Below are 24,429 nucleotides of genomic sequence, written 5' to 3'. Positions count from 1 at the left end.
CCACCAGCGCGCATTTACGGCCAGCCTCTCAGGCTAGGCGGCCGTGGCAGTGTTTGTACTTCTTCCCCGACCCGCAGGGGCAGAGCGCATTGCGCGGCGTCTCGCCCCAGCTTGACGGGTCATCGGGCATGATCGCACTGGCCCCGATCGGCGTTGCAATCGCGACATCACCCGCCGGCTCAGTAAACAGCGCGCCAGGTCCCGGCTCCGAGGTGAGGCCCGGCACCTGCGGATCGGCATGGATCTCCGCCGCGTGCGAGAACGGATTATCCAGAACCGGCGGCGCCACCTCGACACGCGCCATGGTCGAGGTCACGCGCAGGCGCATCTCATCCAACATGGCGGTGAAAAGCTGAAATGCCTCGTGTTTGAACTCGTTCAGCGGGTCTTTCTGCCCATAGGCACGCAGGCCGATACCCTGCCGAAGCTGGTCCAGCGCCAGCAGATGCTCCTTCCACGCCGAGTCGAATGTGGTCAGCACCACCTGCTTCTCGATATACCGCATCACCGAGGGGCCGAAATTGGCCGCCTTGGCCGCCTGGGCCTGCGTCGCCGCCTGCTCCAGCCGTTCGGTCACCACGTCGCCGTCCACCCCGTCCTCGCGGGCCCAGTCCGCGACCGGCAGATCCAGGCCCAGGGTCTCGCGCACGTCTTCGGCCAGTTCGGCACTCTGCCACTGCTCGGCAAACGCCTTCTCGGGAATGCGCCGACGCACCATGTCGTGGATGATTTCGGCCCGCATCTCCTGCACCGTCGCCGACAGGTCCTCGGCCCCCATGTATTCCCGGCGCTGGGCATAAACCTCCTTGCGCTGGTCGTTCATGACGTCGTCATATTTCAGCGTGTTCTTGCGCATGTCGAAGTTGCGGGCCTCGACCTTTTTCTGCGCGCGCTCCAGGGCCTTGTTGATCCAAGGATGAACGATCGCCTCGCCGTCCTTCAGGCCCAGGCGCTGGAGCATCCCGCCCATCCGCTCGGTCCCGAAGATGCGCATCAGGTCGTCTTCAAGCGAGATGAAAAAGCGCGAATTGCCCGGATCACCCTGCCGCCCGGCACGTCCGCGCAACTGGTTGTCGATCCGGCGGCTTTCATGCCGCTCGGTGCCGATCACATACAGCCCGCCCGCCGCGCGGACGATGCCGTGATATTCCGCTACCTGCGCCCGAATTTCAGCCTCGCGCCGCGCCTTTTCCTCGGGGTCCTCCACATCCGCCAGTTCCTGGCGAATGCGCATCTCCACGTTGCCGCCCAGCTTGATGTCGGTGCCACGCCCGGCCATGTTGGTCGCGATCGTAATCGCTCCCGGCGCGCCGGCCTGGGCCACGATCGTCGCCTCCATCTCGTGGAAACGGGCATTCAGCACATTGTGGCGAATACCCCGCTTCTTCAGAAGCTCCGACAGATACTCGCTCTTCTCGATCGAGGTCGTCCCCACCAGCACCGGCTGAGGCGTCTTGGCAATCTCCTCGATCAGATTGCTGACGGCCTCATATTTCTCGCGCGCGGTCAGATAGACCTCGTCGTCCCCATCCTTGCGCGACACCGGCAGGTTGGTCGGAATCTCGACCACGTCGAGCTTGTAGATCTCGGCAAATTCATCAGCCTCGGTCATCGCCGTGCCGGTCATGCCGGACAGCTTGGGATAGAGGCGGAAATAATTCTGGAAGGTGATCGAGGCCAGCGTCTGGTTTTCCTGCTGGACCTCGACATGCTCCTTGGCTTCCAGCGCCTGGTGCAGCCCGTCGGAATAGCGGCGGCCATCCATCATGCGGCCGGTGAACTCATCAATGATGATCACCTTGCCGCCACGCACGATGTAGTCCACATCGCGCGAGAACAGCGTATGGGCGCGCAGCGACTGCTGCACATGGTGGATCACCGCGATGTTGTGGATGTCGTACAGCCCGCCCTCGGCCAGCACCCCCGCCTCGCGCAGCATGGTCTCGACCTGCTCCGATCCTGCATCGGTCAGGATCACGGTGCGGAACTTCTCGTCCTTCTCGAAGGTCTCGGGCACCTTCACCAGTTCCCGCACCACCTCATCCACCGAACGATAGAGGTCCGAACTGTCGTCGGCCGGCCCCGAGATGATCAGCGGCGTCCGCGCCTCGTCGATCAGGATCGAATCCACCTCATCCACGATGGCGTGGTGGAAGGGGCGCTGCACCATGTCCTCGATCCGGTACTTCATGTTATCGCGCAGATAATCGAAGCCGAATTCGTTGTTGGTGCCGTAGGTGATATCGGCCCGATAGGCCGCGCGTCGTTCCTCGTCGGCCATATTGGGCACGATCACGCCCGTGGTCAGCCCCAGGAAGCTATAGATCTGGCCCATTTCCTCGGCATCGCGGCGGGCCAGGTAATCATTGACCGTCACCACATGCACGCCCTTGCCGGTCAGCGCGCTCAGATACACGGCCAGCGTCGCCACCAGCGTCTTGCCTTCGCCGGTCCGCATTTCCGCGATCCGCCCGGCATGCAGCACCATGCCGCCGATCAGCTGCACATCGAAATGACGCATCCCCAGCACACGGCGCGCTGCCTCGCGTGCCACCGCGAACGCCTCAGGCAGCAGCGCATCCAGCGACGTGCCTTTCGCGATCCGCTCCCGGAACTCCCCCGTCTTGGCCGCGAGGGCCGCATCGTCCAACGCACGCAGCGCGGGTTCGTGCGCGTTGATCTCGGGCACGCGGCGCTGGAAAGCCTTCAGAGAACGATCGTTGGCGGTTCCAAACAGGGCACGGGCAAGACTGGCGAACATGTAGACCTTCCGGAATGGCGCGGCCCCACCCCCGGCCGGACTCCCGGACGGGCTGGAACTGGAGCAAGGGCATTCGCGCGCGCGGCATCTGAGATAGGACCCACACCGCCACCGGTCAACCGAAGCCCGCCTGGAAGGCTGTTTCAAAAGCTTCCTCTCCACCCCGCTCCACCCAGCCTTGCAGGACCGGGCAGGCTCGGCCATGATGAAACGGACGCTTTATATTTTAGGGTTCTCATCACATGCGGCCTTCCAGCCCGGCAGCCTCCATTCTGGCGGCAGCCCTGCTCGTTCCTGCGCTTTCCATTCCTCATGCCCGTGCCGCTGCCCCGGCCGCAGCACCCGCCCCGGCTGCCGCACCGGCCGCCGGCACAGCCCAACCGGCAGCCCCGGCCAATCCGAACCCGCTGGTCGCCACCGTGAATGGCGAAGACATTCATCTGGACGATGTGCGCCAGGCCGCTGCCGGCATGCCGCAGCAGCTGCGCCAGCTGCCGCCTAACATGATTTTCCCGATGCTGCTGAACCAGATCATCGACCAGAAGGCGATCCAGGTCGCGGCGCACAAGGAAGGGCTGGAGAACCAGCCCGAGGTCAAGCAGCAGATGCAGACCGCCGCTTCCAACGCGCTGCAGAACGCCTACCTGTCGCAGAAGGTCACGCCGACGCTGACCGACGCCGCGATCCAGGCCTATTACGACAAGAACTACGCGAACAAGAAGCCGGAGCAGGAAGTCCACGCCCGCCATATCCTGGTGGCGACGGAAGCCGAGGCGAAGGACGTGATCAAGCAGCTCAAGGGCGGCGCCGACTTCACGGCCCTGGCCACCAAGCTGTCGACCGACAAGGCCTCGGCCAAGCAGAATGGCGGCGACCTCGGCTGGTTCAAGAAGGGCGACATGCTGCCGGCCTTCTCCGACGCCGCCTTCGCCATGAAGCCCCACACCATCAGCCAGACGCCGGTGCATACCCAGTACGGCTGGCATGTGATCGAGGTGCTGGACACCCGTACCGCCGCCATCCCCAAGCTGGACGCGGTGCGTGACGAAGTGCGCCAGAAGCTGATCCAGCAGGGCGTCCGCGAGGCAGTCGAAAAGGCAGTGGCCGGCGTCAAGGTCGTGCGTTACGACCCCAGCGGCAAGCCGATCGCCGACACCCCCGCCCCGGCGACAGCGGCCCCGGCTGCTCCGACCAAGAAGTAACGACCAACCCGGCCGCTTCATCAGGTTTCACATGAAACCCCGATGAAGCGGCCGGTTCCATTAAAGACTATGCCTTCCCGCCCCTAGCGGGTCGGACCATAACTGCTCCCAGATAAAGAAGACCGGACCGATGGCTCCCCTCCCCGTATCTCCCCTCGCCCGCGCGCTGCCGGACCTTCCGCCCGTGGCTGGGGTGCGTTTCGGCGCGGCGGCGGCCGGCATCCGCTATGTCGGACGGACCGATCTGGTGATGGCGGATTTCGCCCCCGGCACCACGGTCGCCGGCGTCTTCACCCGCAATAAATGCCCCGGCGCGCCCGTTGACTGGTGCCGCGCCGCCCTGCCGGACGGGTCGGCCCGCGCGCTGGTGGTCAATGCCGGCAATGCCAACGTCTTCACCGGCCGCGCCGGCTACGAAGCCACGCAGGCCAATGCCGCCGATGCCGCCCGCCTGGTCGGTTGCGCAGCCAGCGAGGTCTTCCTGGCTTCGACCGGCGTGATCGGCGAGGTCCTGCCCTACGAGAAAATTTCCACGGCCCTGCCCGGCCTTTACGCCATCCTGTCGGAAACCGGCTGGGCGGACGCCGCGCGCGGCATCATGACCACCGACACCTTCCCCAAGGCGGCGGTGCGCGAGACGGAAATCGGCGGCGTGCCGGTCCGCATCCAGGGCATCGCCAAGGGCAGCGGCATGGTCGCACCCGACATGGCGACCATGCTGTGCTTCGTGGCCACCGACGCCGCCCTGCCGCCCAGCATCCTGCAACCGCTGCTGGCGGCAGGCACCAACCGCAGCTTCAACCGCACCACGGTCGATTCCGACACATCGACCTCGGACATGGTGCTTCTGTTTGCCACCGGCCAGGCCGGCAACCCGCCCGTCACTACGCCCGACGATCCGGCACTGGCCGCGTTCGCCACCGCACTGAACGATCTGCTGCTGGAACTGGCCCTGCTGGTGGTGCGCGACGGCGAGGGCGCCACCAAGCTCATTGAAATCCAGGTCAAGGGTGCCGTCAGCGACGAATCCGCCCGCAAGGTCGCGATGGCCGTCGCCAATTCCCCTCTGGTCAAAACCGCGATCGCCGGCGAGGACGCCAACTGGGGCCGCGTCGTCATGGCCGTGGGCAAGAGCGGCGAACCCGCGAACCGCGACACGCTTTCAGTCGCCATCGGCGGCGTCTGGATCGCCCGCGAAGGCACCGTGGTACCCGGCTATGACGAAACCCCGGTCGTCGCCCACATGAAGGGCCCGGAAATCGAGATCACGATCGACCTGGGTCTCGGCAACGGCATCGGCACCGCCTGGAGCTGCGACCTGACCCACGGCTATATCGACATCAACGGGTCCTATCGCAGCTGACTGCGCGTAGCCGACCGACCGCGCGGAGACCGCTCCATGCCCGACGTGCCGCCGCTTTCCGATCCGTTCGGTAGCCTCCATCCCCGCTATGTCTGGGTCTATGCCGGCTTCTGGTTCAGAACACTGGCCTGGCTCATCGACGCTTTCATCCTCAGTGTGCTGGGCGGCATCATGCGGCTGGCCGTTTCGCCCAGCCTCACCGTCACGGTGACGAACAGTGGATCGGCAGCGAACAAATACGAGATCTCGGATATCGTCCGCATCAGCGACGTCATCAGCACCGTCCCGGCGGATTATTCCTATTCCTACAGCGGCTTCCATCCGACATGGCATGGCAACGGACTGTACGAGGTTCTCCAGCTTCTCCTGCCGGCACTTTATTATATCCTGTTCGAATCCTCGCGCCTGCAAGGCACGCCCGGCAAACGGGCCTGCCGCATGCGCGTCACCGACCAGCACGGCCAGAAAATCGGGCTCGGCCGCGCGACTGTGCGGTATTTCGGCCATTTCCTGTCGATCCTGACACTGGGTCTGGGGTTCCTGATGGTAATGTGGACCCGCCGCAAACAGGCCCTGCACGACCTGCTGGCCGGCACCTGCGTCATCCGCCAGCAGGAGGAAGCACTCGTCAGCTTCACCCCACCCAGATAAGAAGGCGACTTTCGCGGGAGGCCACACTTCATGTCGAACGCCTTCTTCACGCCCGATGCCGTCGCCACGACGCTGGAGCGCGTCCGGGCCGCCACGCCACTGGTCCATAACATCACCAACATCGTGGCCGCGAACAGCACGGCCAACGCCCTGCTGGCCCTCGGCGCCTCGCCCGCCATGGTCGATGCCGAGGAAGAAGTCGAAGCCTTCGCCTCTCAGGCGGCCGCTCTGGTGGTCAATATCGGCACCATCACAGCCCCCCAGGCCGCCGCCATCACCCGCGCCACAAAGGCGGCCCAACGTGCCGGCACGCCCTGGATCCTCGATCCGGTGGCGGTCGGGGCACTCGCCTTCCGCGCCCGGATCGCGCTGGACAGCCTGGCCCACGCCCCACAGGCGATTCGCGGCAACGCCTCGGAAATCATCGCGCTCGCCCATCTGCGCGACGGCCATGCCGAACCACCGCCCAGCGGGCGCGGCGTGGACTCGCTCAAAACCGCCGAACAGGCCGTGGATGCAGCCGGCCGACTGGCCCGGTCAACCGGCGCCTGCGTCGTCGTCAGCGGCGCGACCGACCACATCACCGACGGCACGCGGATCGCGACGGTGGCGAACGGCCACCCGATGATGACGCGCGTCACCGCACTGGGCTGCACCGCCACCGCACTGGCTGGCGCCTGCCTGGCCGTGGAACCCGATGCGATGGTCGCCTGCGCGCACGCCATGGTTCTGATCGGCCTGGCGGGCGAGCGCGCGGCCCGCGAAGCCGCCGGCCCCGGCAGCCTGCAAGTCCGCCTGCTGGACACCCTGTATCAACTGGACCGGGACACGGTGACGCAAGGGGCGCGGATCGCTATCCTGGCCCCATAAGAGCCTGACTGGAGATGCGCGTCGGATCACCAGCGCGCATTTCCAGTCAGGCCCTGCGCGACAACCCGGTCCCAACCCGGTCATCCCTCCAGGAGGTAATACACAGGCATGTCGGTCTTCCCCGTTCGTGGTCCTTCCTTTCCCCGCGCCGGACGGCGCCCATGCCGGATGATGCCGATCCTGCTGCTGCTTCTCGGTACACTCTGCCTCCCATCGGCTTCCGGCCGCGCCGCCGATGCCGCAGCCGCGCCCCCTTCCTCGTCACAATCCTCTCCACCCGGCATGACCGCCCAGCAGGCGCAGCAGGTGCTGGGCGTGCTGAACGATCCGCAGAAGCGCGCCGAGTTCACAAACACCCTGAATGCGATCACAAAAGGCCTGCCACAGACGGCCCCAGCCACGCCTTCGGCGGCCAAGCCTCCGGCCGCGGCCTCCACCGGCAAGTCGGATGTGGCGCTGGAACCCGACAGCGTGGGCAGCGACGTGCTGGACGAACTGTCCACCATGCGCAACGGCATCGTCCACCAGGCCCGTCAGTTCGCCGCCCTCTTCGCCGACCTCGCCTTCGTCGGCCACTGGTTCCGCACCGAACTGTCCGACCCGGATTCGCGCAACGCCCTGTTCGATGCATTCGGCCGCGCGGGGCTGATCATCCTCCTCGCCATGGCCGCCGAACGCGGCCTATCCATCGCGCTGCGCCGGCCGCTCAACAGCATCACCGCCCGCGCGGTCGATGCCGAACACCGCCTGAACCAGCGCGCGGCCCAGGTCCAGGCGGAGGACGACACTCCCACCCCCGCCGGAGAAACGCAGGCCGAACGAACAGTCCAGGACACAAGGCGCCAGGATGACCGCAAACAGGTCGAAACCCTGCGCATCATCCGCCGGATTCCCTTCTCGCTGCTGCATCTGCTGACCAAGCTTCTACCCGTGGCCCTGTTCCTGGGCATCGGTTATGCCGGCGCCACCCTCCTCGGCGGCAGCGAGCAGGCCGAACTGGTCACGCTCACCCTGGCAAACGCTTACGCCGCGGCCCGCGGAATCTACCTGCTGGTCGAAACCGTCATGGTGCCGAAATCGCCCACCATCCGGCTGTGCAGCGCGTCTGACCGCACGGCCCGGATCGTGACCCGCTGGTGGAACGTGCTGGTCGCCATGCCCTCGATCGTGGTCTGCCTCTCCACCCTGGGCGGATTGTTCCACCTCGCCCCGCGCGGAACCGAGGCCCTGATCCGCGCGCTGGTGCTGGCCGAACATCTCATGATCGCGGTATTCATCTGGCGTATCCGCCATCAGGTGGCCGCGGCCCTGCATCCACCGGCCCGCTTTCAGAAGAGTTCGTTCTGGCAGTTCGTCGGCCGCCTCGCGCAACTCTGGTGGCTGCCGGCCATGGTATTCGACCTGGCGCTATGGCTGGTCTGGGCCACCCAGGTCCGCGGCGGCTATACCTGGATCTGGCGCACCGCAGTCATGACGGTCGTCGTCATCGTCATCTCGCGCATGCTGGCCCTACTGCTCTTCGGCGTACAGAACCGCCTGTTCCATATCAGTGATGACGTCGAGACCCGCTATCCCGGTCTGCGGGCCCGAGCCGATTATTACTATCCCTATGCCAGGCGCGCCCTGTCGGCACTGCTGATCTTCGCGACGGGCGTCGTCCTGTTGCAGTCGTGGGGCATTCCAGCCGTCGCCTTCTTCCTGCATGGCGACCTGGGCACACGCATCGTCGCCGCCATCCTGTCGGTCATGGTCGCCTTCACGGTCGCGATCGTGGTGTGGGAGGCCGCGAACGCCGCATTGCAGAACCAGATCAACCGGTACGAAAGCAGCGAGCAGGTCTCGCGCGCCATCCGACTGCGCACGGTCCTGCCGATCATCCGCACCGTGCTGCTGACGGTCATCGTCATCATCGTCGCCGTCACCACCCTGTCGCAGATCGGCCTCAACGTCGCGCCGCTACTGACCGGCGCGGGCATCATGGGTGCCGCCATCGCCTTCGGCTCGCAAAGCCTGGTCAAGGATTTCATCACCGGCTTCTTCATGCTGGTGGAAAACGCGATGCAGGTCGGCGACTGGGTCACCGCCGGCGGCGTCTCCGGCACGGTCGAACATCTCTCGATCCGCACGCTGCGTCTGCGCACCGTCACGGGCGACGTCCACATCATCCCCTTCTCGTCCGTCACCTCGATCGCCAATACCTCGCGCGACTATAACGTGGTGATCGTCAGCTTCATGCTCGACCTCTCCGAAAGCCCCGACCGCGTGGCCGGCATCCTGGCGAAAGTGGTCACGGAAATGCGGGCCGACGCCCAGTTCGCCCCGATGATCCTGTCCGACTTCACCTTCCTCGGCGTCGAGAACGCCGATGGAAACGGCGCGAAATTCCTGGGGTCGTTCCGCACCACACCCGGCAGCAAATGGAAGGTCTGGCGCGAATATTACCGCCGCCTGGGCCTGCGTATGGTCGCCGAAGGGGTAAAATTCCCGATCCCCACCGCCATTTCGCTGATGAGCAATTTCGGGAGTTCGCCCCTGCTGATCGGCCAGGCCCCCTCGGCGCCGCCCGCCAATGCCAATACACCGCCGGCGTCCCCCCAATCGGACCCATCCCATGAATGACACCCCCCTGCCGGCCGATCTGGCCGGCGTCGAATCCCCCCTGGCGCAGGACGGCTTCGCCTGCCTGCACGCCCCCACGACGCGCGCGCTGCTGCAACCGTACGGCCTGGCGGACTGGGCGGGTTTCGCCGCAAGCTGGAACCGGCTGGGGCTGGACCGCTACATGGCCGATGGTGGCCGCTACCGCCGGCGGCGGCACGCCACCTACACGGTTTCGGCCGAGGCGATCGAACGCAAGAAGCACCAGCCCCATTACCAGAGCCGCGATTACAACGAACTGAATGGCGGCATCGAACGCTGGTTCCGCCCCGTGGAATCCACGATCGGCACCCACCCGGCCCTCCTGGCCGTGCTGCGGCTGATGCGCCGGCTGGTCACCGACCTCACGCCGCCCGACCGGCGCCCCGATGCCTGGCATGTCGAAATCCACCAGTTCCGGATCGAAGCCCGCGCCGGGGAACCGGGCGAGCCGACGCCCGAAGGGCTGCATCGCGACGGCGTGGACTGGGTGCTGGTCCTGATGGTCCAACGCGAGAACGTGGCCAGCGGCGAGACGACGATCCACGACCTGCATCGCCGCCCCGTCGGGCATTTCACCCTGACCGACCCGCTGGACGCCGCCCTGGTGGACGATAACCGCGTCTATCACGGCGTCACCGCCGTCCGGCCGATCGACGCCGCGCGCCCCGCCTGGCGCGATGTCCTGGTCGTGACCTTCCGGCACCAGTAGGGGCTACCCCCACCCAACATGCTGTTCAGCACCCAGGCTTTCCTGCTCGGCTTCCTGCCGCCGACTCTCGCCCTGTTCTATCTGTGCGCCGGCCACCGCACGGCGCGCCAGGCGGTACTGGTGGCGGCCTCCCTGCTGTTCTACGGCCTGTGGAACTGGCGCTTCGTCCCGGCGCTGGTGGCGCTCACACTGGCCAATTGGGCGCTGGGCCGCGCCTGGGCGGTCACCGGGCGCCGCCTCTGGCCGATCACCGGGATCGTGCTGAACCTCACGATCCTCTTCACCTTCAAATACGCGCATTTCTTCGCCGAGAGCCTGGATTGGGCGACGGGCCGGCCTCCACCTGCCTGGACCATCCTCCTGCCGCTGGGCATATCGTTCTTCACCTTCCAGAAAATCGCCTATCACGCCGACCTGCTGCGCGGCGCCCGCCCGGTGCGCGGCATGCTCGATTTCCTGGAATTCGTCACCTTCTTCCCTCAGTTGATCGCCGGCCCCATCGTCCGCCACTCGGAAATCGTGCCGCAATTCGGCACCAGTCCACGCGGCCCCGCGATGTGGGAGAACCTGTCACGCGGCACGATGCTGCTTCTGCTGGGTCTGGCGAAAAAGGCAGGCGTGGCCGACACCCTGGCCCTCACCTGCAACCCGCTCTTCGCACACGCGGCCACGGGCGCCACGCCGAACCTCGCGGAAGCATGGGTCGCGGCCCTGACCTACACGCTGGAAATCTTCTTCGATTTCTCGGGCTATTCCGACATGGCGATCGGCATGGCGTTGATGTTCGGCCTCCGCCTGCCGTTCAATTTCGACGTACCCTACCGCGCCACCAGCATCCGCGCCTTCTGGCAGCGCTGGCACATGACCCTGTCGCGCTTCCTGCGCGATTACGTCTACATCCCCCTCGGCGGCAACCGGCACGGCCTGGTGCGCCAGATGACCAATCTCATGGCGACCATGATGCTGGGCGGCCTGTGGCACGGCGCAGGCTGGACCTTCGTGGCCTGGGGTGCGCTGCATGGCGCGGGCCTGGCCGTCAACCATGTCTGGACGCGCACGGGCCTGCGTTTGCCGGCGCTGGCGGGATGGGCGGTGACGATGCTGTTCGTCATCATCGGCTGGGTGCTGTTCCGCGCCCCGGACTTCCCCACCGCCGGGCGCGTCCTGCGCGGCATGGCCGGCCTTGGCGGCCTGGGCCATACCCGTATCCTCGATGCGGCGGTGTTCTGGGTCGCCCTGGCCGTGGCGCTGATCGGCCCCTCCTCGCAGGACGCGATGCTCCGGATGCTGCGTCCCAGCCCCCTGGTCGCGGTCCCCGCCGCAATCGCCTTCGTCTTCATGCTCCTGCTGATCGGCGGGCGGATTCCCGATGCCTTCATCTATTTCCAGTTCTGATCCCCAAACCCCGTGGCGGGGCTTTGCCCGCGCATTCGCCCTCACGGCGGCTGCGGTCGGCGCCATCCTCTATCTGTTCGTAGCCCTGGTCGATCCATGGGACATGCTCCCCCTGTCGCCGCCCTGGCACCGGATTCCGATTTCCAGCAACGCGCGCTACAGCATGCCGGCGCTGGCCATCAGCCCGCGTTTCGACTCGGCGATGGTCGGTACGTCGACCGGCCGCCTGCTGCAACCGGCCATCCTCGACGCCCCGTTCGACGCGCATTTCGTCAACCTGGCCATGAACAGCGCCACGCCGTGGGAACAGGGCCGCATCCTGCGCCTGTTCCTGCGCCACCATCCCACCCCCCGCGTGGTGCTGATCGACATCGACGCCGAATGGTGCTTCGCCGACCGGCACGGCCTCTCCGAACCCAACCGGCCGATGCCGGACTGGATGTACGAGGGCTCACCCTGGCGCGGCTATGCCGAGATGATGAACATGTATGCGGTGCAGGAAGCCGCCAACCAGTTCATGTGGCTGATCGGGCACAAGCCGCAGCGCTTCGGCTCCGACGGCTATACCAGCTTCGTCCCCCCCGACAGCCGCTACGACCCGCGCCGGGTCGACGAACTGTTCCGCACCTGGGCCTTCGACACGGCGAAGGCGGACGGTCCGGCCCACGCCCCCGCCTCCGTCCCGTTCCTGATCGACCTGCTGGCCGCCATTCCGGCGGAAACCACCAAGATCCTGTGGTTCCCTCCGTCATCGCGGGAACAGCAGGGCGCACCGGGCAGCCAGGTCGCGGCAACCCGCGCCGCCTGCCGCACCGCCATGGCCGCCATCGCCCGCACGACCCCGCACACCATGGCGGTCGATTTCGAAATCCCCGGCCCCATCGCCAACAGCCGCGCCAGCTTCTGGGATCCGATCCATTACCGCCAGGCGGTCGCCCACATGGTGATGGACGACCTGGCGGCCGCCGCCATGGGTCGAGACGTGCCCTCCACGCAGGGCAGGGTTCTGGTGCCGCCCCATCCGTGAGGCCGCCCCCCTTGCCGGACGGCTTCCATCTGATAAGGAGACAGAACCCGTCCACGGGCGCTCCGTCGCCTGCCCACCTTTTTCCAGCCCCCATCTCGGGACATGCTGCGATATGGAGAGGCTGTGAACAGTACCGATCGCGGTCCGGAATGGTCCCTGCAGACCAGTGACAATACCAACGTGATCGTCCTGTCCGGCGACTGGATCGCCCAGCAGGGTCACGTCCCCGATTTTCCGTCCGACGGGCTTCGCCAGGCGCAGCCGGACCTGAAACTGACCTTCCGCACAGACGGGCTGGGCCGCTGGGATACAGGGCTGATCGGCTTCCTGTGGGCGCTCAAGCAGGCTGCGGCGCAGGCCCATCTCGAGATGGACGCCGACACCCTGCCCGACGCGGCACATAAACTGCTCGACCTGCTGCCCGACAGGCCGGCCCCCGCGCCCCCCATCCCCCGCCGTCGCTTCGCACCCCTCTCCACGATCGGCAGCCTGACGATCGACAGCCTGACCGAAATCGGCACCGTCACCGAGCTGGGCCTCGAGACCGCAAAAGGCGGCGTCGCCAGCCTGACCGGGCGCGGCCGGATGCGCCTGACCGACCTGATGTCGAACATCCGCGACGCCGGCCCCTCGGCGCTGCTGATCGTCAGCGTCGTGAACTTTCTCGTCGGCGCGATCCTGGCCTTCGTCGGCGCGGTACAGTTGCGCAAATTCGCGGCTGATATCTACGTCGCCAGCCTGGTCGGCATCGCAATGGTGCGCGAGATGTCGGCCGTGATGACGGCGATCATCATGGCCGGCCGTACCGGCGGTGCGTATGCCGCGCGTATCGCCACCATGCAGGGCAACGAGGAAATCGACGCGCTGACCGTCTTCGGCATCCCGGTCTCCAGCTATATCATCCTGCCGTCCATCCTCAGCCTCACCGCCACCATGCCGTTCCTGTATCTGTACGGCTCGCTGGTCGGCATGCTGGGCGGCTTCACGGTGGCGATCGGCATGCTGTCCGTCACCGGGGCCGGCTATTTCCACCAGACGCTCAATGCCGTGGCGCTGAACCAGTTCGGGTTCGGGTTCGTCAAGAGCATCTTCTTCGCCATCCTGATCGGGCTGACCAGTTGCCGCATCGGCCTGCAGGCCGGCCGCAGCGCCGCCGATGTCGGCGTGGCGGCAACCCGCGCGGTGGTGGTTGGCATCGTGGGCGTCATCGCGCTGGACGCGATCTTCGCCGTCATCGCGACGACGATCGGACTCTGACATGGCGCCCCAAACCCCCGACACCGACAGCCGCGAAACCCTGATGTCCCTCCAGGACGTCACCCTCGCATTCGGGCCGAAAGTGATCCAGAAGGGCATCTCCTTCGACATCAAGCGCGGCAGCATCTTCGCCGTCATGGGCGGATCGGGCTGCGGCAAGAGCACCGTCCTCAAAAGCATGATCGGCCTGCTGAAGCCCGCCGCCGGTCATTACCTGGTCGATGGCGAGGATTACTGGACATCCGACCCGGCCCACCGCCAGACGGTCAGCCGGCGCTTCGGCGTGCTGTTCCAGAGCGCAGCGTTGTGGAGTTCGCTCACCGTCGGCGAAAACGTCGCCCTGCCGATGCAAATGCTCACGAAAATGGACGCCGCCACCATCCGCAACCAGGTGGAACTCAAGCTGGGGCTGGTCGGCATGCTGCATGCCATCGACCAGTACCCGTCGGAAGTCAGCGGCGGCATGAAAAAGCGCGCCGGTCTGGCCCGCGCCATGGCGCTGGACCCGGACATCCTGTTCTTCGACGAACCCTCTGCCGGGCTCGACCCGATCACCTCTGCCCGGCTCGACGACCTGATCCTGAACCTGCGCGACGGGCTGGGTGCCACCATCGTCATCGTCAGCCACGAACTGCCCAGCCTGTTCAAGATCGCCGATGACGGGATCTTCCTCGACGCCAAGACCAAGACCCCGATCGCCCATGGCGCACCGTCCTGGCTCCACGATCACTGCGACGAACCGCAGGTCCACGCCTTCATGCACCGCGAACGCGAAACCGAGTCCGGGAGGACCGACTGACCCATGGCAAATCGAGAAACGATCGTTGGCGCCTTTGTCGTCGGAGGCGTGGCCCTGGGCATGGGGGCCCTGGTCTTCTTCGGCAATTTCAATCTCTTCTCGCCCACGCGGGAAGCGACCGTGGTCTTTCAGGGCTCGACGTCGGGCCTGAGCATCGGCGCGCCGGTCACGTTCCGCGGGGTCCGGGTCGGCGCGGTCGATGCTATCTCGATCACCTATGATGCCCGGACCCACGCCGCCTATATCCCCGTGTCGGTCCAGCTCCAGCCCAACAACATCTCCATCGCCGGCGCCTCGGGCACGCACCGCAGCCTGAGCCTGCAGAACATGATCGACCACGGGCTGCGCGCCTCGCTCAACATGCAGAGCTTCGTCACCGGCCAGTCCGAAATCGATCTCGATTTCGACCCCTCAGCTCCCGCCGTGCTGCACCCCGATATCGTGACCGGCAAGGATATCGAAATTCCCACCCGCCAGTCCGCGATCCAGAAGGTGCAGGAAACCCTGACCCAACTGCCTCTGAAGGAACTGGCCGACAACGCCCAGGCCGCTCTGGCCAGCATCAAGCAATTGAGCGAACGACTGGATCAGGACCTGCCCCCGCTGGTCGACAGCATAAAAGAGACGTCCGACCATTCACGCATCGCCGTCGACAGCGCGACCCACGCCATCCAGAGTCTGGAGCAGCGGCTGGACACGACGCTGACGGCCATCGACCGCCTGGCCAACACCGGCACCCAGCAGCTCGACGCCCGAGGCGCCGACCTGCACCAATTGCTACATAGCGCCAACGATACGGTGATCCAGGCCCGCGACAGTCTGTCCGCCCTGCATGACATGACGTCACCCCGCTCGGCCGATCGCGCGAACATCGACTCCACCCTGCGCGACCTGTCCGCCGCCGCCGCCGCCCTGCGTGGCTTCGCCAGCGACGTCGAGCGTAATCCGCAACTCCTCCTAATGGGACGCCGCCCATGAAAAACCGCTCTGCCAGCCGGGCTGCCGGCGATCCGACGCGCGTCCGCTGCGCTTCGCTGCTCACGGCCATCAAGGCCGCTCCGCTGCGATGCTCGCGGACACACGCTGGGCGTGCCGCTACGCGGGACTCTCGCTCGGCAGCCCGGCTGGCAGAGCGGTTTTTGTCACCTCATGCTTCAGCGCGCCTGCTCGCCCTGCTGCTACCGGCCATGCTCGCGGCGTGCGCTTCTCCGCCGGTGCGGTTCTACACGCTGGGCGCGCCGGCCATCGCCACGGGCGCGGTGCCGGTCGGCAGCGTCACCCCGACGACGCCGGTGGTCACGGTCGCCCGCGTCACCCTGCCCGATTATCTCGATGGCCAGGACCTGATCGCCCGCGACGGCAACCGGATCGAACGCAGCGCCACCGGCCGCTGGGCCAGCCGCCTGTCGCTCGGCGCCACCGACCTGATTACCGCGCGACTGGCCGAGAGCCGCACCGACCTGTTCGTGACCGACCAGCCGCAGGTTCTACCCGCGGCCTGGCGCCTGGCAGTGAATATCAGCCGGCTCGACATCGCACATGACGGCACGGCGTCACTGGCTGCCGACTGGTCGATCATCCCACGGGACGAACACCAGCCCCTGCTGCACCAGCGCGCCGTCCTCACCCGCCAGGGCTCGGCCGCCACCGACGATCAGGTCGCGGCCCTCACCCAGGCGATCCTCGACGACCTGGCAGCCCACATCGCAGCGGGCTGGCCGCAATAAGGGGCTATTTGCCCTGCGCGACCGGCGTCCCCGGCACATGGTCGGCATAGCGGTCCCAATGCAGCGCCAGCTCGCGCACCACGACGCTGCCCACCTGATAGGCGGCGGCGATCGAGGGCAGATAGCCTGAATATCCGCCCTCGCTGGCCTCGGATTTCAGCAGTTCGGCTGCACTTTCCCCCGGCGGCGGCATATCGAAATTGCTGCCCGTCCGCAGCACCAGCACCCGGTCGGGGTCCACGCGCCCGGCCTGCGCCTGTAGCGTCAGCGCCTGCATCAGGCCGATTTCCTCCTCGGCGGTCGTCGCAAAGGTGCCCTTGCCCTGCGTCCAGTAGCCGACCCACCGCTCAGCCCAGCGATTCATCCGCTCGCCGACCCAGAACGTCTCGCTGGAGAGCGTATCGCCCATCAGCACGGCAGGCGGCTTCTGCGCCTGCGGGTACCCCACATAACGCCCCCGGATCGCCTTCAGCCCCGCCGAATCCGGCAGCTTCAGCGAGCGCGTCAGATTATAGGCCCAGCTCACCAGCGCGGGATTGAGCGTATAGGCCATGTCGCCCGAGAGCGAATGCAAAGGAGGTACCGGGCTGTCGGTCGGCGTGCTGCCTTGCACCGGCGTGTATCCGTCCGGCCAATCGGCAGGAATCTCCCGCGCATCGACTGCATGCGCCAGTCCGCCATTGATAACGCGCGGTGCCCACACCGCCCCGCCGATCGACGCGACATTTGGATTGATTCCGGCGATCCCGGCCAGCACGAAGTAAGCACGCCGCAGATCAAAACGCGGGTCCAGCACCAGGGCAGTGATGGCCGATGCCATGTGCTCCGGCCCCTCACCGGCGGAAATACCCAGCACCTGGAGGTCCGGATTGTAGCGCATCACCCCATGGTAAGTGCCCGGTGCCGCCAGTTCCTGCTTCAGCGGCAGTTTCTCCACCCAGGTCTGGAACTCGCCCGGCACGTCACCGGTATCCTTGCCGATCTCGAAGGTGGTCACCACGACCACACGCACGGGAATCTGCTCGGCATGGGCAGCAGCCCCGCCGCCGGCAACCATCCCGGCCAGCAGACAGGCCCCCGCCAGCCGCAGCGCCGATCGTTTCCGCAACATGTGTGTCCTCATGCCGGTCCATGCCCTTTCGCACGCGCGGCTGTGGGCGACGCACCCAGTCCCGCCGCGCGGATCATCGTGGTTTCGAAATCATGCAGACGCGCTTCCAGCGTCCATTGCAGCCGCGCCTTCTCGCTCGTAGCCAGAAAATCATGGCACGCCCCCGCTTCAGGCACCGCCCCTGCCGGGACAGGGGCACAGGCCGCGACCATGCGGAACGGCGTCACCCCGCGCCACAGACTGTCACCGGGGACGAAGGCATATTCCAGCCCGGAACGTGAAAGGTCGCGCAACGCGGCATAATCCAGCGCATAGACCGTCGCCGCCCGTGCATATTCATGCGTCAGGTCGATGCGCGACACGCCCTCGTCATCGGTCGACAGCGCCACCGGCACCCCCGCCGCGCGATAGGCGTTGAACGGATGCCCCGCCCCGGCAATGCCGAGAATGACGTCATTGCTGGTCAGGTTGATCTCCACCATCACCCGGCGCCGCGCCATTTCCGCCATCAGCCCGTCCGGATCGTCTTCATGCAGAATATCGACCCCATGCCCGATCCGCCGCGCGCCCGCGATCTCCACCGCCTGCCGGATATGGTCCCGCAACCCTTCGGGCGGCACCAGCCCCGGCGCCAGTTCCCCGGCATGAAGCGACAGCTTCACCCCCGGATCACGCGCCGCCAGCCAACCGAACATCCGCATGTGCAGGCCATAATCCCGCATCGCCACCGCATCGTCCTCCGGCGCCACGATATTCACGCCGACAAAGCGCGGATCGGCCTTGACCAAGGCGTAGCCGAAATCAAGCTGCGGAAAGACCATGGCCGGCGGCATGGTGCGGATGGTCTGGTACAGATAGCGCACCGCCACCCCGCATCCCGGCGCGGCCTGCGCGGTCCCGCAATGCAGCACGGCCCGCATCCGCGCCTCCATCGCATCGACCTCCTGCTGCGCCGCCCCGACCAGCGCCGGCAATTCGGCGACAATGGCGCGATCGGCCTCGGCAAAAGCCTCCCCCTGCAAGGGGTGCCGCACTCCCAGCCCCGCCACCGGGCCAAGCTGGGGCGAGATCATCAATTCCAGATACAGCACATGATCGCCGGCCGCGTGCGTCACCGCTTCGGCCAGCATGTCGCCGCCATGGGTCGCCTGCACGGCCGTGAAACGCCCGAAGGTCGCGAAGAAATGGTCATGGCCCGACCGGTCCGAGGCCGTCGGCACGAAATCACGCATCGACAGCGCATCGATCATGTCGGCCCGCACATCCGGCTTGCCGGCAAGTTCGGCGGCCCGAACCCGCCCGGTATCACCCGGCGCACAGGCGCCCTTGAGAATCCGCCCCTGCGCGGGCGACACGCACAGCCCATCCTGCGCCGCCCAATCCAGCATGTTCTCGGCATAAATCGCGCCGGCCAGATGATTATGCAGGTCCGCCCCCTTGGGCATGGCGCGCAGCAATTCTTCCAGCCGGGCCGGATCGCGATCCAGCAGCACGAACGCGCGCGACGCGGCATCGGACGAGGGCGCGGCGGCAGCGGCGGCAGCGGCGGCGGCCGCACCAGACACAAGCAGGCCGGCGGCCAGACCAGAGACAATGAAGAATCGTGACATCAGGCGATGGTGCGGCGATCGATTCCAAAACGCAACAGGCCGCACCCGTCAGCCTTCCACACCATGAACGGGGCTGAAACGGGGTACTCCCGCCACATCCTCAACCCACATGGCCAGCGGCCGTACCCAGTAATCGCCGCGCGCCTCGCTGCGGTAGGTCACCAGCCATTCCTCGGTCTCGGAATGACGGCCGACACAGATCAGGGTGTATAGTCCGCCCTTATAATGACGGTACAGGCCCGGCCGTGTCCTTTCGGTCTCGTTCATGCGTTACTACCCTCACGGGGCTCCGGATCGCGGTCCGGAGCCAGCCTCTCCCCAGGCAGCCCACAAGGCCGCCCGCGAACCGACGGACCTCATCGCATGATTCGCCCACCCCGTCATACCCGCCTCCTCGCCCCGCTGGCCGCCGCCATGGCGCTGGCCCACGCGCCCGCTGCCCTCTCGGCCCCCCGCCACCAGCCATCCGGCACAACCGAAAGCGGCGACCCGGTCATCCTGGCCCAGCAACCCGGCGGCGCGCTGGACCAGACCGCCCGCACCCTGAACCAGTCCGACCTCGCGGCGGCGGTAAAGAAGGGCGATACCCCCGTAGTCCTGGTCGGCTCCGCCCCGCTCTCGACCCACGCCGGAGACACGGCATTGTTCGTGCAATTGCAATCGGCCAATCTCTGCGGCTCGGCCGGCTGCGCCACCTCGGTCTATCTGCGGCGCGAACGGAAGGACTGGGTCAAGGTGCTGGATTCGGTCAGCGGCCCGATCGCCCTGTCCCACCGCAGCCACGGCGGCATGCGCGACCTGATCGTGGACAGTACCGACCGCTGGGTCTGGAACGGTACCACCTACCACGACACGATGCCCGCCGCCCCCGATGCCGGCCTGCGCCAGTCGATCGAACGTTTCCAGGCCCGGCATCACGAGCAAACGCCGCAACAATAGTTTTGCCGCGGTGGCACCGATGCTGGCCGACGTTCAGACCGCAGCAACGATCCGCCGCGTCTCCTCGACCGCAACGCTCCATATGGCGTGCATTTCAGCGTCCGCACGCTCGTAACGCCCGCCAAAATTACCGTCACCGAGGCAGTCCCGGACCATTTCCGGCGTCGCGTCATGCAATTGCTCCGGCTTGATGGCCGGTTTTTCGCCGTCGGGCTGGGCAATGCCGGCAATACGCGTCCACGGAAAATTCTCCATCCAGGACGCATGCATCGCCACCGGATCGGTCTCCATGACGAGACGCCAGGTTTCTGAAGACCGCCACCAGTCATGAAACAAAGCTCTGCAATCATGCTTTTCTTCAAACCACAAGGAAAGCGTCGACCAGATTGGGGTATTGCCGCCATGACCATTCACGAACACGAAACGCCGGAATCCCTGGCCATACAGACTGGCAAGCAGGTCCTCAAGGAGAGCAAGGTAGGTTTCGCTGCGAAGGGAAATCGTACCGGGATAAGCCAGAAAGCGCGGTGTCATGCCATACGGAACGACAGGGCAGACCGGTACGCCCAGTGGCGCACACGCTTCAAGCGCCACACGCTCGGCCAAGATCGCATCCGTGAACAGGCTTAGATAAGCATGCTGCTCGGTCGAACCGAGCGGAACAACGATGCGGTCATCCTCCTCCAGATAGGCCTCGACCTGCATCCAGTTCATCTCGCGTAAATTCATGATTTTTCCTGTAACAGGCGCCCTTCATGGCAGCCGTGTGGTCAACTCAGCGATCAGGCGGCTGACATCATGGGGGTTAGGCGTGTGCTGATACTCGAAATAGACCGATTCATCGGGAAATTTCAGCCCGAGATCATCCGCGCCTGTCGCATAGACAATCACGTCGGCATTCTTCATCAGGTCCTGGCATTCCGGCGCATCAATCAGGACGACGGCAGGCTCCGTGATATGGGGAGCGAACTGCTCGACGCCCGCTTTCATCGACCCAGCAAATTCCGGATTGATGACGACGAGAACAACGCGACTCCCGGGATCGATCTGTGCCAACTTCATCCGAGTCTCCATTGACGGAATGAAGGTAATGACCGCCACACCCAACCCGGGCAGCATACGCGCGACTTCCGCACGCCGGTGAGCAAATGTCACAGCCATCTGACACAAGTCAACACGTTGCCGTTCCGAAGGATTAGTCTGCAACTGGGTGACGGTCGTCGGCAGAAAACGCACTTTTCCTTCGCTTAGCCGTTCCATCTGCCGACAATAGGCAATCGTGGTCTGCATGAAATTGCCGACGACCATCACCGATGGTGGCGGCACGCCCAAGCCACCGCCCTCCATCCGCGCGCTGACCAGGCCCAGAACCTCGCTCGTACTCAACCCCAGCGCTCGGGCACGGGTTACCAGCGCATCGATGGATGACTGAATCTCCGAACCACGCCCACCGCGCGTGGGCCATCCGGCCATCAGGTCGGCAACGAAAGTCCCCGCCCCCGTCCGTCCGCGCAACACACCGCCACGCTTGAGTTCGGCATAGACCTGCCCCACCGTCACCGGGGAAATGCCCAGCCGCTCGGCCAGCTCACGTACCGGAGGCAACCTCTGGCCCGGCCGGATGACGCCCAGGCCGATGCCATATTCGATCTGCCCCTTGAGCTGCGTTCCAATGGGCAACTCGAGTGTCCTGTCGATCCGGAAAAGGGTCACGTCCAGACGTTCGAGTTTTTCCTGCCCTCGCGCGTCGAGGTTGGCGCTGTCCTGTCGAATGACCCGATCCTCCCCGTTGCCGGCCGACAACCGGGCCGTCACGACGGCATTCCGGCAGGGCCCGATCTGCACGAACATATTAGAATGGAAATTTGTTACATACAATGATGCTAAAATCGCCAATTTTGGTCATCTTGTATCATTGAAGAGTAACATATTGTGTGCTTAATCCGATAACGGTTCGTTCCGGTCAATAAATGACCAGCCAGCGGACCCGACGACCCGACATGACGCAACGGAGACGCAGGCACGCATATGTTCACCAGAAAGATGAACCCCCTTAGCGCCGCAGCCTTCATGCTGCTGTCCTCGACCGCCCTGGCCGCAACGCCACCGGATGCCCACCCCCGCCAGAAGCCGCATGCCGGCCCGGAGCATCCGCACGCCGCTTCCGCAGCAAAGAACGAAAGCGTTATGGTCACCGCCGCCCTGCGGGCCGCCCACAGCGCAATCACCGACGTGTCCCGCAAAGACATGGAAAGATTCGTCGCCGGCACCAGCCCACTCAAGATTCTTGGTAGCCTGACGGGTGCGAACTTCGTGTCGAACGATCCGCTCGGACTCGATATCTATTCCAAATCGTTCTACGTACGAGGCTTCAACCAGAGCCAGCTCGGCGCCACCCTCGATGGCATTCCACTCGGCGATCAGTCGTACAACAAATATAACGGCCTCGACGTCAACTCGGCGATCACGCAGGACAATATCGCCCGCATGAATCTCAGCCAGGGCGGCGGAGACGTCACGCTTCCATCGACCAGTGAACTCGGCGGCGCGATGGAATTCTACTCCGCCGATCCGGCCGACAAGGCTGGCGGCGCCATTTCTCAGATGTTCGGCAGCTACAACAGCTATCGCACTTATGTAAAAGGCGATACCGGCACATTCACCCGTTTCGGCACGAAGGCCTACATCTCCTACATGCGCGTCGATGGCGACAAGTGGAAGGGCTACGGCGATCAGTTCACCCAGCAGGTCAACGCCAAGATCGTCCAGCCGATCGGCGACAACAGCAGCATCAAGGCCTTTTTCAACTGGAGCGACCTCGCACAGTACGAGTATCAGGACCTGTCGCTCGAACTGCTGCACAAGGTCGGCCAACGTCTGGACAATTACGCACCCGACTATCGCACCGCCTACCTGGCCGCCCAGGGTATCTATCCTTCGTCCTTCGCGTCGCTGTCCGATCCCGCCGATGCCGCCTATTACAATGGCGGACAGGCCGAACGCGACTATCTGGGCGGCCTGACGCTCGATTTCGACATGGGCCACCATATCCGCTGGAAGACCCTGTTCTATGGCCATGGCAGCCAGGAATATTCGACCTGGGCCAACCCTTACGTCGCCTCACCGACTGGCGCTCCGCTGTCGTTCATGGCCATCCCCGAGCAGGTCCGGCGCCTCGGCTTCACAACCGAGATGACACACACTTACGGAAACAACGTTCTGCGCACAGGCGTATGGTTCGAGAACAACGCATACAATATCGGTAAATATTATTATTCCGAGCCCGTTCTGGGTCAGGGTGCCCCGATCGGTGCCATCGGTCCGTTCAACACCTATGGTGGCCCGTTCGCCCAAGTCTGGGGAATGGGTTTCAACACCAACACGGTCCAGTATCACCTCACCGACACATATCACGTCCTGCCCGGCCTCGCGATCACGGGTGGTTTCAAATCACTGATCGTCACAACAGCCGGCGGCGCGAACGAAAACAACACCACCTATACCCACGTCGATCAGTTGCCGAACGGCAGCGTCACCTCGTCGGCTGCATTCCTGCCGCACGTCAACATCGACTGGCATTTTCTCAAGAATCACGAAATCTATTTCGACGTTGCGGAAAATATGCGCGCCTTCACTTACGAAGGCTACCAATCAGGCAGCGTGCCCTCGCTATGGGGCGTCAAGAACCAGGCGGCATTCGACGTCGCGCGCCGGACACTGCATCCTGAACGGAACTGGACTTACGTCGTCGGCTATCATTATTACGGCAAGGTCGTATCGGCCTCGGTCGACGCCTACCGCTCCAACTTTACCAACCGCCTGGGTCTTATGGCCTCCGGCTCGCTGGTCAATCCAACCTCGACCGTCGGCAATCTCGGCGGCGTGACCATGAACGGCGTAGATGCCGACGTCGTGATCCGTCCGATCCGCCACCTCGCGATCGACAACAGCATCAGTTATAATCACTCGACCTACGACAACAACATCACCTCCGCGGGCGTGCTCTATCACCTGCAAAGCAAGAAAGTTCCCGCCTATCCCCAGTTCATGTATAAAACGAGCCTGATCTACAGCTCCCAGGGGCTCTCCGCGCATTTTGATGCAAACTACATCTCGCGGCGCTATCTCAGTTACACGAACGACACCAGCGTACCCGGCTTCTGGATGACCAATATCGGCGCACGCTACAGCTTCGGCCAGCAGAGCATTTTCCACGACCTCTCAGTCTCGTTCGATGTCTACAACCTACTGAACACACCATACATCTCCACGGTGGGCGAACAGGGCTTCCCCCTGGAGGGCGACCGCCAATCCCTGCTGGCAGGCTCCCCCCGCCAGTTTTTCGGCTCCGTCAGCGCCAAGTTCTGA

Annotated in this window: 20 protein-coding genes; 14 read left to right on the top strand and 6 right to left on the bottom strand. The window is 65.1% G+C overall.

Annotation, left to right across the window (positions count from 1 at the left end; translation table 11 throughout):
* Positions 1–28: 28 nt before the first annotated feature.
* A complete protein-coding gene (secA, locus tag C7453_RS05905; RefSeq protein WP_114726572.1) occupies positions 29–2,761 on the bottom strand; it encodes a preprotein translocase subunit SecA in 2,733 nt (910 codons plus the stop codon).
* Between the two features lie 242 nt (positions 2,762–3,003).
* Between secA and C7453_RS05900 the strand changes: the two genes are divergently transcribed.
* From C7453_RS05900 to C7453_RS05845, 12 genes are all read left to right on the top strand, one after another.
* Positions 3,004–3,963: a peptidylprolyl isomerase gene (locus tag C7453_RS05900; RefSeq protein WP_114726571.1), complete on the top strand. Its 960-nt coding sequence runs from the start codon at positions 3,004–3,006 to the stop codon at positions 3,961–3,963.
* Between the two features lie 130 nt (positions 3,964–4,093).
* Entirely contained in the window at positions 4,094–5,326 is a 1,233-nt protein-coding gene (gene argJ, locus C7453_RS05895; protein WP_114726570.1) for a bifunctional glutamate N-acetyltransferase/amino-acid acetyltransferase ArgJ, read from the top strand.
* A gap of 36 nt (positions 5,327–5,362) precedes the next feature.
* Entirely contained in the window at positions 5,363–5,977 is a 615-nt protein-coding gene (locus tag C7453_RS05890) for an RDD family protein (protein WP_114726569.1), read from the top strand.
* Between the two features lie 30 nt (positions 5,978–6,007).
* Positions 6,008–6,847: a hydroxyethylthiazole kinase gene (gene thiM, locus C7453_RS05885; protein WP_114726568.1), complete on the top strand. Its 840-nt coding sequence runs from the start codon at positions 6,008–6,010 to the stop codon at positions 6,845–6,847.
* Between the two features lie 108 nt (positions 6,848–6,955).
* Entirely contained in the window at positions 6,956–9,466 is a 2,511-nt protein-coding gene (locus C7453_RS05880) for a mechanosensitive ion channel family protein (RefSeq protein ID WP_371858481.1), read from the top strand.
* Positions 9,459–10,196 (top strand): 2OG-Fe dioxygenase family protein, encoded by a 738-nt coding sequence (locus tag C7453_RS05875; protein WP_114726567.1) that lies wholly within the window; start codon positions 9,459–9,461, stop codon positions 10,194–10,196. Before C7453_RS05880 ends, C7453_RS05875 begins: the two co-directional genes overlap by 8 nt.
* A gap of 18 nt (positions 10,197–10,214) precedes the next feature.
* Entirely contained in the window at positions 10,215–11,591 is a 1,377-nt protein-coding gene (locus C7453_RS05870) for an MBOAT family O-acyltransferase (RefSeq protein ID WP_114726566.1), read from the top strand.
* Positions 11,566–12,618, top strand: coding sequence for a hypothetical protein (locus C7453_RS05865; protein ID WP_114726565.1), 1,053 nt, complete (start codon positions 11,566–11,568; stop codon positions 12,616–12,618). The genes C7453_RS05870 and C7453_RS05865 overlap by 26 nt, the downstream gene beginning before the upstream one ends.
* A gap of 123 nt (positions 12,619–12,741) precedes the next feature.
* A complete protein-coding gene (locus C7453_RS05860) occupies positions 12,742–13,875 on the top strand; it encodes an MlaE family ABC transporter permease (protein WP_245948831.1) in 1,134 nt (377 codons plus the stop codon).
* Between the two features lies 1 nt (position 13,876).
* Positions 13,877–14,674 carry an ABC transporter ATP-binding protein gene (locus C7453_RS05855; protein ID WP_114726563.1) on the top strand — a complete coding sequence of 266 codons (798 nt, stop codon included), beginning with the start codon at positions 13,877–13,879 and terminating at the stop codon, positions 14,672–14,674.
* Between the two features lie 3 nt (positions 14,675–14,677).
* Positions 14,678–15,652 (top strand): MlaD family protein, encoded by a 975-nt coding sequence (locus tag C7453_RS05850; RefSeq protein WP_114726562.1) that lies wholly within the window; start codon positions 14,678–14,680, stop codon positions 15,650–15,652.
* Complete coding sequence (locus C7453_RS05845) at positions 15,649–16,401, top strand: PqiC family protein (protein ID WP_245948829.1); 753 nt, start codon at positions 15,649–15,651, stop codon at positions 16,399–16,401. The genes C7453_RS05850 and C7453_RS05845 overlap by 4 nt, the downstream gene beginning before the upstream one ends.
* Before the next feature lie 4 nt (positions 16,402–16,405).
* Here C7453_RS05845 and C7453_RS05840 read toward each other — a convergent pair whose 3' ends face one another.
* The 3 genes from C7453_RS05840 to C7453_RS05830 form a co-directional block, all read right to left on the bottom strand.
* Entirely contained in the window at positions 16,406–17,458 is a 1,053-nt protein-coding gene (locus C7453_RS05840; RefSeq protein ID WP_114726694.1) for a purine nucleoside permease, read from the bottom strand.
* 62 nt (positions 17,459–17,520) lie between these two features.
* Positions 17,521–19,122, bottom strand: a complete 1,602-nt coding sequence (locus tag C7453_RS05835; RefSeq protein WP_114726560.1) for an adenosine deaminase family protein — start codon at positions 19,120–19,122, stop codon at positions 17,521–17,523.
* 48 nt (positions 19,123–19,170) lie between these two features.
* Positions 19,171–19,389, bottom strand: a complete 219-nt coding sequence (locus C7453_RS05830; RefSeq protein ID WP_114726559.1) for a DUF1653 domain-containing protein — start codon at positions 19,387–19,389, stop codon at positions 19,171–19,173.
* 96 nt (positions 19,390–19,485) lie between these two features.
* On the opposite strand from C7453_RS05830, the gene C7453_RS05825 reads away from it, so the two are divergent.
* Entirely contained in the window at positions 19,486–20,061 is a 576-nt protein-coding gene (locus C7453_RS05825; protein WP_114726558.1) for a hypothetical protein, read from the top strand.
* A gap of 33 nt (positions 20,062–20,094) precedes the next feature.
* Here C7453_RS05825 and C7453_RS05820 read toward each other — a convergent pair whose 3' ends face one another.
* Together C7453_RS05820 and C7453_RS05815 are read right to left on the bottom strand one after the other, a co-directional pair.
* The gene (locus tag C7453_RS05820; protein WP_114726557.1) at positions 20,095–20,790 is read right to left on the bottom strand and encodes a creatininase family protein; all 696 of its coding nucleotides are present in this window, start codon (positions 20,788–20,790) and stop codon (positions 20,095–20,097) included.
* Between the two features lie 24 nt (positions 20,791–20,814).
* The gene (locus C7453_RS05815) at positions 20,815–21,876 is read right to left on the bottom strand and encodes a GntR family transcriptional regulator (protein ID WP_170143138.1); all 1,062 of its coding nucleotides are present in this window, start codon (positions 21,874–21,876) and stop codon (positions 20,815–20,817) included.
* Between the two features lie 228 nt (positions 21,877–22,104).
* On the opposite strand from C7453_RS05815, the gene C7453_RS05810 reads away from it, so the two are divergent.
* Entirely contained in the window at positions 22,105–24,429 is a 2,325-nt protein-coding gene (locus C7453_RS05810; RefSeq protein ID WP_245948828.1) for a TonB-dependent receptor domain-containing protein, read from the top strand.

Source organism: Gluconacetobacter liquefaciens (genome assembly GCF_003350405.1).
GTDB classification, from domain to species: Bacteria; Pseudomonadota; Alphaproteobacteria; order Acetobacterales; family Acetobacteraceae; genus Gluconacetobacter; species Gluconacetobacter liquefaciens.
Note: the sequence above shows the minus strand (reverse complement) of the source record. Positions and strands in the feature narration are given on the sequence as shown.